This window comes from Streptomyces sp. NPDC005435, assembly GCF_040703155.1.
Lineage (GTDB): Bacteria > Actinomycetota > Actinomycetes > Streptomycetales > Streptomycetaceae > Streptomyces.
The window spans coordinates 277,496-286,994 of the sequence record NZ_JBEXEQ010000004.1 but is presented as its reverse complement, the minus strand read 5'-3'; the positions used below and the strand labels follow the sequence as shown (position 1 = coordinate 286,994).

Annotated in this window: 8 protein-coding genes; 3 read left to right on the top strand and 5 right to left on the bottom strand. The window is 70.0% G+C overall.

Annotation, left to right across the window (positions count from 1 at the left end; all coding sequences use genetic code 11):
• Nucleotides 1–747: 747 nt before the first annotated feature.
• On the top strand, nucleotides 748–1,182 hold the full coding sequence (locus AB0898_RS07650; protein WP_366801902.1) for a DUF2267 domain-containing protein: 435 nt from the start codon (nucleotides 748–750) through the stop codon (nucleotides 1,180–1,182).
• Between the two features lie 21 nt (nucleotides 1,183–1,203).
• Here AB0898_RS07650 and AB0898_RS07645 read toward each other — a convergent pair whose 3' ends face one another.
• A complete protein-coding gene (locus AB0898_RS07645; RefSeq protein WP_407078301.1) occupies nucleotides 1,204–4,323 on the bottom strand; it encodes a DUF3427 domain-containing protein in 3,120 nt (1,039 codons plus the stop codon).
• A gap of 93 nt (nucleotides 4,324–4,416) precedes the next feature.
• The gene (locus AB0898_RS07640; RefSeq protein ID WP_366801900.1) at nucleotides 4,417–5,445 is read right to left on the bottom strand and encodes an SEC-C domain-containing protein; all 1,029 of its coding nucleotides are present in this window, start codon (nucleotides 5,443–5,445) and stop codon (nucleotides 4,417–4,419) included.
• Nucleotides 5,446–5,602: 157 nt separating this feature from the next.
• On the opposite strand from AB0898_RS07640, the gene AB0898_RS07635 reads away from it, so the two are divergent.
• Together AB0898_RS07635 and yidC are read left to right on the top strand one after the other, a co-directional pair.
• The gene (locus tag AB0898_RS07635) at nucleotides 5,603–5,902 is read left to right on the top strand and encodes a DUF6412 domain-containing protein (protein ID WP_366801899.1); all 300 of its coding nucleotides are present in this window, start codon (nucleotides 5,603–5,605) and stop codon (nucleotides 5,900–5,902) included.
• A gap of 182 nt (nucleotides 5,903–6,084) precedes the next feature.
• Complete coding sequence (gene yidC, locus AB0898_RS07630; RefSeq protein ID WP_366801897.1) at nucleotides 6,085–6,786, top strand: membrane protein insertase YidC; 702 nt, start codon at nucleotides 6,085–6,087, stop codon at nucleotides 6,784–6,786.
• Nucleotides 6,787–6,809: 23 nt separating this feature from the next.
• Here yidC and AB0898_RS07625 read toward each other — a convergent pair whose 3' ends face one another.
• From AB0898_RS07625 to AB0898_RS07615, 3 genes are all read right to left on the bottom strand, one after another.
• Complete coding sequence (locus AB0898_RS07625) at nucleotides 6,810–7,694, bottom strand: LLM class F420-dependent oxidoreductase (RefSeq protein ID WP_366801896.1); 885 nt, start codon at nucleotides 7,692–7,694, stop codon at nucleotides 6,810–6,812.
• A gap of 209 nt (nucleotides 7,695–7,903) precedes the next feature.
• Nucleotides 7,904–8,383 carry a heme-degrading domain-containing protein gene (locus tag AB0898_RS07620; RefSeq protein ID WP_366801895.1) on the bottom strand — a complete coding sequence of 160 codons (480 nt, stop codon included), beginning with the start codon at nucleotides 8,381–8,383 and terminating at the stop codon, nucleotides 7,904–7,906.
• Entirely contained in the window at nucleotides 8,383–9,456 is a 1,074-nt protein-coding gene (locus AB0898_RS07615; RefSeq protein ID WP_366801894.1) for a Gfo/Idh/MocA family oxidoreductase, read from the bottom strand. Before AB0898_RS07615 ends, AB0898_RS07620 begins: the two co-directional genes overlap by 1 nt.
• Nucleotides 9,457–9,499: the final 43 nt, after the last annotated feature.

Below are 9,499 nucleotides of genomic sequence, written 5' to 3'. Positions count from 1 at the left end.
GGACGAGGGGCGGCCTCTGGCTGGGCGGTGGCAGACGGGCGTGCGGCGGAGGATCAGCCTTCCACTGGGTGGTGGCAGGCGGGGCGTCCGGTGGGGGATCGGCTCCGACTGGGTGGTGGCAGGCGGGACGGGGGACGAGGGGCGGCCTCTGGCTGGGCGGTGGCAGACGGGCGTGCGGCGGAGGATCAGCCTTCCACTGGGTGGTGGCAGGCGGGGCGTCCGGTGGGGGATCGCCTACGGCTGGGTGGTGGCAGGCAGGCGTGCGGTGGGGATCGCCTCCGACTCGGTGGTGGCAGACGGGCGCGTGGCGGGGGATCGCCTCCGGCTGGGGGGTTGCAGGCGGACGGGGGACGAGGAACGGCCTCCGACTGGGCGGTGGCAGACGGGCGCGCGGCGGAGGATCGGCCTCCCACTGGGTGGCGGCAGGTGGACGTGCGCCAGGGGATGGCCTCCGATCGCGCGGCAGCCGGCGGACGCGCGGCGGCGGACTGGCCTTGATCGGTGGCAATGGGCGGGCGTGGGACAGGGGGAGCGCCCCCGACCAGGTGGCAGCAGGCGGCAACAGGCGGACGCGCGCCGGAGGACGGCCCCCACGGGACGGCAGCGGACGCACGCGCACCGACGGACCGCCCTCAACCGGGCGTCCGCAACCGGACATTGGCCGAAACCGCTCCCCATACGACCGCAAGGACGGGGTACCGGGAGCTTCGCCACCCAAGCCACGCCCGCCACGCAGGAGGAGCCCCGATGACCGTGACGACGCAGCCCCCCAGAACCACCATCCCGGCGCCCCTGTCCCTGACCGACGCGGTACGCGAATCGGGTCAGTACGGCACCAGGACGGAGGCGGCAGCCGTCACCCACACCGTCCTCACGGCCCTGGCCGCCCACCTGTCCCCCGAGGACCGCGCCCCCCTGGCCGCCGCCCTCCCCCCGGAAACGGCCACCCTCCTCCAAGCCCAGCCCCCGGCCCCCCACCCCCTCACGGCCCGCGAGTTCGTCGACACGATCGCGACCGAGATGCACGTACCGCCGGCTACAGCCCGCTGGCACGTCACATCAGTCCTGACAGCACTGTCCCACCAGTCGGCCACCGCCACGACACGCCTTATCAAGTGCCTTCCGCCGGGGTATGCGTTGCTGTTCGGGCGGGCGGAGCTGGCCATGGCGACGGCAGGCTAGGCAGCGAGTCCTGGGGCCTTCTCAGCTCGCCATGATGGCCGAGTACGTCCACACATCGGCCGGCAGCTGATGCTCCAGGCGCCACTGGATAGCCATCGGTTTGCTGCCGGTGTGTTCCACATACGTGGCGGGACCGAGAAGCATCCACGGCTGGGACTTGCCTATGTCGGTGTTCTTGTAGCGCCGCATGAACAGAAGGACTTCGCTGCCCAGCTGCTTGTGCTGTTGATAGCGCCTGCCGGTCTCGGAATCTTCAGACGTCGCGTTCTGCGATTCCCAGTGGAAGAGCGTCGGGCTGAGCGCGTAGTCCTTGTACCTGACCGTGGGCGAGAAGTCCTTTTCGTTCTTTTCCAAAGTGATGAGAAGGGCGTCGGTCTGGAGCTCTTCCGCCCACTGCACGCCCTTCGCGAAGGTGCGCGGCATCTGGCCGCCGAAGCGAGCCACGCTGAGGGCTGCAAGGAGCTCCGAGCGGTTGTAGGAGCTGTGTACCTTCAGCGGTATCCCGCTGAGGCGGCCAGACAGTGGGATGGGGAAGTGGTCGGCCCGCTCGATGACGTATGAGAGCAACTGCGTCAGTTCGTCACGGAAGGCATTTTGTGAGCGCAGGGATTCCAGCCCTTCCTGGTAGCTGGCGAATCCACCTGCGTTGTCCCAGATGTTGAAGAACAGCATCCGCGCGTACGCCTGGTCGAGGGAGCTCAACTCGTCGTAGGAGGGGGCATCGTCCCGAAGAAGGCGAAGGTAGGCATCCGCACGCTCCGGGTCGTCCACATGAAGGAAGGCGTGGACCCGCTTCAGGAGTGCCCCTTCCTCGGTGGGTCCTGTCTTCTCCAGCAACCCGGCGCGGCGCAGGATCGCAGTCCAGGAGTTGTCGCTCTTGTACAGCTCCTTGATCTCCCGGCGGCTCTCGCGGAGGTAGTCGGCGAGCCGCGGCGTGGCATAGGTCTTCACCTCCTTCACCAGCGTCGTTACCGTCGCACCGATCTGCGTGCGGATGTTGTCGAGAACGAAATCCTTGGACTTGCCCTCAAGGATGATCTGGCAGCCCGACGGGAGCTGGGGGAAATCGTGCTCAATGTGGTCGATGAGCCGATTTCGTGACAGGTTCGTCATGGCGCGGAACTGCTCTTCGAACCGGAACTCGGCCCGGTGCTGGCCGATGAAGTCGAGCACTGTGAGGACGGGCTTCGACTCGGTGCGCCGGAGGCCCCGGCCCAACTGCTGGAGAAAGACCGTGGCGCTGTTGGTCGGGCGGAGGAGGAGCAGCGTGTCGACGTCCGGAATGTCCAGGCCCTCGTTGAAGAGGTCGACCGAGAAAATCACCTGGAGCTTGCCATCGCGCAGGTCGGTGAGGGCCTGAGCGCGCACGTCAGCCGGCGAGTCGCTGTCCAACGCAACAGCCTGAAAGCCGGCCTCGCGGAAGAAGTTCGCCATGAAGCGGGCGTGCGCCTTAGTGACGCAGAACCCCAGTGCCCGCATAGCGCCAGGGTTGGAAACCTTGTCCTGGATCTGCTTCACCACGATCCGGGCGCGCGCATGATTGCCCGTGTAGACCTTGTCGAGTTCCTGGTCGGTGTACGAACCCTTCTGCCACTGCAGGTTCGTCAGGTCCGTTCCATCCGGGACGCCGAAGTAGTGGAACGGGCAGAGGAGATCGTTCTCCAGCGCCTCCCAGAGACGCATCTCGGCCGCGATCCGACCCTCGAAGAACTCATCCTGAACATTCTGCCCATCCATCCGCTCGGGCGTGGCGGTCAGGCCCAGAAGCTCCTTGGGCGTGAAGTGGTCGATGACCCGCCGATAAGTGGACGCGGTGGCGTGGTGGAACTCGTCGATGACGATGATGTCGAAGTGGTCGGGCGCCAGCTGCTCAAGACGCTGCACGTTCAGCGACTGGACGCTGGCGAAGACGTGGTTCCATTCGCGAGGGTCCTGGCCGCCGTGCAGCAACTCACCGAAGGAAGCGTCGTCCAGCACCTCACGGTACGTGCGCAGCGACTGCTTCAGGATCTCCTTGCGATGCGCCACGAACAGGAGCTTGGGCGGCCCGTCGTTCGACTTCTTCCGCAGACTGCGGTAGTCCAGTGCCGCCATGACGGTCTTTCCCGTTCCCGTGGCGGCAACCAGCAGATTGCGGTGTCGATCGCGCAGCTCGCGCTCGACGGTGAGGCGCTCCAGCATGTCCCGCTGGTGGGGGAACGGACGTACTTCCAGTCCCGATAGGTTGATCTTCAGATCGCCGCCGCTGCTCGTACCACTCGCCTGAGCCAGCGCTTCGTCAAGGCGGTGGCCGTGCTGGTCCGGGTCGTACGTTTCGAAGGCGATGTCGTTCCAGTACGCGTCGAAGGTCGCCTCGAACTTGTCGAGCACCGCCGGGGTGGCCACGGACGAGAGCCGTACGTTCCACTCAAGTCCGTCGAGCAGTGCGGCCCTGGAGAGGTTGGAACTGCCGACATAAGCAGTGTCGAACCCCGTCTCACGCCGGAACATCCAAGCCTTCGCGTGGAGTCGAGTCGAGCGGATCTCATAGTTCACCTTGACCGTGGCGCCGAAGTCGCGCACAAGGCGGTCCAGGGCGTGCCGATCGGTGGCGCCCATGTAGGTGGTGGTGATGACGCGGATCGGTACGTTGCGTTCCTTGGCCGCGCGCAGGGCATCTTCGAGCACACGTATGCCGTACCACTTGACGAAGGCGCACAGCAGGTCGATGCGGTCTGCCGTGGCGAGTTCGGCCCGGAGTTCGGTGCCCAGACTCAGGTCCTCGGGCGAGTTCGTGAGCAGCGAGGCTTCGGACAGCGGCGTCAGCGGCCGGATCGCGAAAGCGCCGGGCGCCTCCTGCTTGGCGAGCGCGAGAAGCTGCCGCGGACCTTCGATGAGCGTGCTGACCGGTTCCGGGTCACCCTGGGCGGCAGTCTGTGCGGCCAGCGAGGCCAGGAGCTGATTGGCGAACGGCACCCGCTTCTCCGCCGGGATCTGGTTGAGCCGCTGCGCAACCAGCTCACCGATGTGCCGGGCCAGTACATGGGGCGAGGACTCCGCGCTGACCGGCGCATCAATGGCCTTCCACCCCATGGCCTCTAGCTGGCCCAACTCCTTCTCGAAGTCCTGGGTGATCAGTTTTTCGTACACCCCAGCGGGCAGCTGCCCAGACTCATGTCCCTCGGCCACCGCAAACCCCCTCAACTACCTGCCAATGTGCATCTGTTTTAACAGCAGCCACTGACAGAGGTAGCTTCAGGAACTCTCGGTGGGCGCTCCATGGCACTCCGTGTACGTAATTCCCGACCCACACCAGCACCCCGCCCCCGCCTCCGGCGGCCACTCCGTCGCCAACCCCCGTGCCGCCAAAGTCGTCGCGTACTGCGGTAGCAGCGCGGCGTCCGAAGGCGAGGCTCCCTCCGAGGCGGCGAAGGCCTCGTAGGAGGGGACTGTGCCGGTGACGATGCCGAGGTTGGGGGTGCCGGAGGTGGCGAGTTCGCGGAGGGAGGTTTCTATGAGGAGGAGGTGGTGGGTGTGGGTGGGGTATTCCGAGGTGAGGGAGGGGTACGCCGTGAGGAGTTCCGTGAGTTCGGGGGACGGCCAGTGGAGGACGGCGACCGGGAAGGGGCGGGAGAGGGCCTCGCGGGCCGCGTTCAGTTCGGCGTGCAGGCGGGCGATCTCCGCTTCCAGGTCCGCGGGGTTCTCCGAGCCGAGGGACCAGACGCGCTTGGGGTCGTGGAGTTCGTCCAGGGAGACCGGGGAGGCGTGGAGGGTGTCGGCCAGGCCGTCCCAGTCGTCGTGGGGGAGGCCCAGCATCCGGCGTACCCGGTGGCGGCCGAAGAGCAGGGCGTGCGTCGCGTACGGCGGGCGTTCCGGGGTGTCGCCGAGGAGCAGCCGCGCGCCCTCCGTGAACGTCTCGTGCGCCGGCTCCAGTTCGTCGTGCGACTCCAGCGACTCCGCCACGATCACCCACGGCGCCGGATCGCGCGGGGCCGCCCTGCGGATGCCGTCGATGATCGCCCGGGCCTCCGCCTCGTGGCCGTACTCCCACAGGTTCGACGCCTTCAGCGCGCGGACCAGCTGAGGGTTCTCCAGCGGGGCCGGGCCGGACAGCAGGCGGTCGTACAGCGCGGTCGCCGCGGGGCGGGCGCCGGACAGCTCCAGGTGGGCCGCGGCGCGCAGCAGCAGCGCCTCCGCGTCCTCCGGATACAGGCCGGCGGTCCGCTCCAGGCGTGCCGCCTCAGCGGTGTGGTCGACGTTCTCGGCAGGCGTGTCGGGGCGCATGGGTGACACCGTACTGCCGACCACCGACACAGGTGGAGGGTGCGTCCGGCATCGGCCCCCGGGGGAATTCCGGGATTCCTCTTCGAATCCGGAACCAAGCGCTGATCTCCCGCGTTCCCAGGAACAAGAGCAGAGATCAAGGGCAGGGGGGTGTTCGGTGCGGTCCGTCGTCGTTCCGCTCGTCTTCGTGCAGCTCCTGCTCCTCCAGGCCGCCCTCCTCGGCACCGGCACGCTCTCCGCCGCCGTCGCGCTCGCCGCGACCACCGCGGCCGCCTCCGCGCTCGCCGTCTGCTCGCTCGTCGCCCGCCGCGTCCCCGCCGTGCCGCGCACCCGCGTCCGTACGGCGATACGCGACCGGGACCGGCGTACGGCCTTCCTGCCGCAGCGTGATCCCGACGCGGCCGGCCGCCGTCGGCCCCGGGCCCCCGGATCCGCCCTCGCGGCGATCCACGCATAGCCCGAGAAGAAGGAAACCCTGCCCGGGTTCCGGGCTTCTCCGGTTCTTTCCGCGTGCGTCGTCATGCCGCCATGCCATCCCGGCACGCCACCGGCACGCCACATCCGGCACGCCACATCCGGCACGCCAGATTCCGGCCTGCCACACCCGGCACGACGTATCCCACTCCGGAGGGTCCACCCATGTCCGTCTTCGCCCGGCTCGTCGAGCAGCTCGCGAGTCTGCTTCAGCCGCTCTGTCACGCCTCCGCGGCCGCCGCCGCGATCGTGCTGTTCACCGCGCTCGTACGGCTGCTCGTGCATCCGCTGTCCCGGGCCGCCGCACGCGGGCGGCGCGCCCAGGCGGCGCTGCGGCCGCGGCTCGCGGAGCTGCGGACGCGGCACGCGAAGGACCCGGAGCGGCTGCGGGCGGCGGTGGCGCAGCTGCACACGGAGGAGAAGGTGTCGCCGTTCGCGGGGCTGTTGCCGAGCCTGCTCCAGCTGCCCGCGTTCTTCCTGCTCTACCACCTGTTCTCCAGCACCACGATCGGCGGCGGGAGCAACGGCCTGCTCGCGCACGACCTGTTCGGCGCCCCGCTCGGCGACCGCTGGGCCGACGCGCTCGGCGCCGGCGGGATGTTCGGGGCGGCCGGGGTCGTCTACCTCGCCCTGTTCGCCGTCGTCGCGGCCGTCGCCACCGTCAACTACCGGACCACCAAGAAGGCGGCGGCCGAGAACCCCGTCGTGCCCCAGGAGAACGCCGTTCCGGGGCTCGGCGCCGTCGGGAAGGTCGCGCCGTTCCTGTCCTTCCTCACCCTGGTGACGGTCGCGGTCGTCCCGCTCGCCGCCGCGCTGTACGTCGTCACCAGTACGGCGTGGAGCGCGGCGGAGCGGGCGCTGCTGTAGCCCCCCGCGCTCCCGGAAAACCCTCAGAACAGGATCGACGCCAGCCTGCGCCACGCCTCGCGCGGCAGGTCGTCGCGGGAGGTGTCGTCCTCCACCACCTGGAGGGCGACATGGTCCGCGCCCGCCGCGAGGAAGGACTCGACGCGGTCGCGGATGCGGCCGGGGTCGCCCCAGGCGTACAGCGCGTCGATCAGGCGGTCGCTGCCGCCGTCGGCGAGGTCGGCGTCGGTGAAGCCGAGCCGGCGCCAGGTGTTGGTGTAGTTCGGGAGCTGGAGGTACATCGCGACGTGGCCGCGGGCCAGCGCGCGGGCGCGGGCCGGGTCGGGCTCCAGGATCACGCCGAGTTCCGGGGCGAGCAGCGGCTCGGGGCCCAGGATGTCGCGGGCCTCGGCGGTGTGCTCGGGAGTGACCAGGTACGGGATCGCCCCGAGGGCCCGGCTGCCGGACAGTTCCAGGGTCTTCGGGCCGAGCGCGGCCAGCACCCGGCGCCCGGCCGGGACACCGGCCTTGTCCAGCTCGTCGAGGTACGAGACCAGCGCCGAGAACGGGCGCTTGTACTGCTCCGCCAGCTTGGCGTGGCTCACGCCGAGGCCGAGCAGGAAGCGGCCGGGGTAGGTGGAGTCCACCTCGGAGAACTGGGCCGCGCTGTCGGCCGCGTCGTACTGCCAGATGCTCTGGATGCTCGTGCCGACGACCAGACGGGAGGTCGCCCCGAGCAGGGGGAGGGCGTGGCGGGGGGCGCTGCTGCCGCCCAACCAGGCCGTGCCGTAACCGAGTTGTTCCAGTTCCGCCGCGGCTTCCGCAATCGCGTCGCGCCGGTCCGGGTCCTCGGAGCGCAGTCCCACGCTCCAGACGCCGTACCGGCCGATCGCGTCCTTGGCGATGCGTTCGCTCGTCGACTCGCTCATCGGGTGGTTCCCTCCGGCTGGGTTGGTGCCGTCGATCGTCGGTACTCGATCGTCGTGCACACCGGCTCCAACCGGAGGGAGCCGCGCGGTAATCCCGGGGCGGAAGGTGAGCGTGGGGCGGATGTGACGGGTGGGGCCGTACGCCACCGGTCAGCCCGCCCCGTCACCGGTCAGCCCGCCCGTCACCGGTGAGCCCGCCCCGTCACCGGTCAGCGCTTCAGGAACCGCTCCAGCGCCTCCACCACCAGCCGGTGGTCCTCCAGCTGCGGCAGCCCGGAGACCGTCACCGAGCCGACGACACCCACGCCGTCGACCGCGACCGGGAACGAACCGCCGTGCGCCGCGTACTGGTCGGGGTCGAGGCGGGAGGAGTCCTCGAAGGTGGTTCCCTTGGCGCGGAAGCGGGAGCCGACCAGGTACGACGCCTCGCGGTAACGCTCCACGACCCGGCGCTTGCGGGCGATCCAGGCGTCGTTGTCCGGGGTCGAGCCGGGCAGCGCGGCGTGGAAGAGCTGCTGGCCGGCGACGTGGATGTCGATGGCGATCGGCGCCTCGCGCTCGCGGCCCAGCTCGACCAGGAGCGAGCCGAGCGCCCACGCGTCGGCGTACGTGAACGTACGGAAGACCAGGCGCCGTTCCTGCTCCTCCAGGTCCGCGATGCTCGGGACGAGTTCGGGAGTGGACGTCATCAGAGGGTCACCGTCACCTTGTCGAGGGCGGAGCGGCGGGCCGCTTCCAGGATGTCGAGGGCCTCGGCGGCCTCCAGGGCGGTCACCGGGTTGGCGCCCGTGCCGCGCACGGCGGCGGCGACGGCCGCGTAGTACGCCGGGTAGTCGCCGGGCAGGGTCTCGACGGCGGTGCCGCCGCCGGTCACCGGGGACTCGCCGGCGCCGAGACGGCCGTACAGCTCCGCCTCCTCCACGCCCCAGGCGGCCTCCGTGTCCGGACGGGCGCCGTCGCGGAGCGCGGCCTCCTGTGGGTCCAGGCCGTACTTCACGAAGCCCGCGCGCGAGCCGAGCACCCGGAAGCGGGGGCCGAGCTGGGCGGTGGTCGCGGAGACGTACAGGTGGGAGCGGACGCCGCTCGCGTGGGTCAGGGCGATGAACGTGTCGTCGTCGGTCTCGGCGCCGTCGCGGCGGACGACCGCCTCGGCGTAGACCTCGGTGACCGGGCCGAACAGGACCAGCGCCTGGTCGACGACGTGGCTGCCGAGGTCGTAGAGCAGACCGCCGATCTCGGCCGGGTCGCCGGACTCGCGCCAGCCGCCCTTGAGCTCGGGGCGCCAGCGCTCGAAGCGGGACTCGAAGCGCCAGACGTCGCCGAGGGCGCCGTCCTCGATGAGCTTCCTCAGGGTGAGGAAGTCGTTGTCCCAGCGGCGGTTCTGGAAGACGGAGAGCAGGACGCCGTGCTCGTCGGCGAGGGCGGCCAGCTCGCGGGCCTCGGCGGCGGTGCCGGAGATCGGCTTGTCCACGACGACCGGCAGGCCCGCCTTCAGGGCGGTGGTGGCGAGCGGGACGTGCGTCTTGTTCGGGGACGCGATGACGATCAGGTCCAGCTCGTCGGCGCGCGCGAACAGCTCCTCGGGCGTGGCGGCGACGCATACGTCGGGGAACTCGGCGCGGGCCTGCTCCTGCCGCTCGGGGTTCGCGGTGACGACCGTGTCCAGGACGAGGTCGTCGGTGGCGGCGATCAGCGGGGCGTGGAAGACGGAGCCGGCGAGGCCGTAGCCGATCAGGCCGACGCGGAGAGGAGTAGCAGTCATGCGGTCCACTTTCGCAACGCTGTTGCCAAAGTGCAAGCGGCGG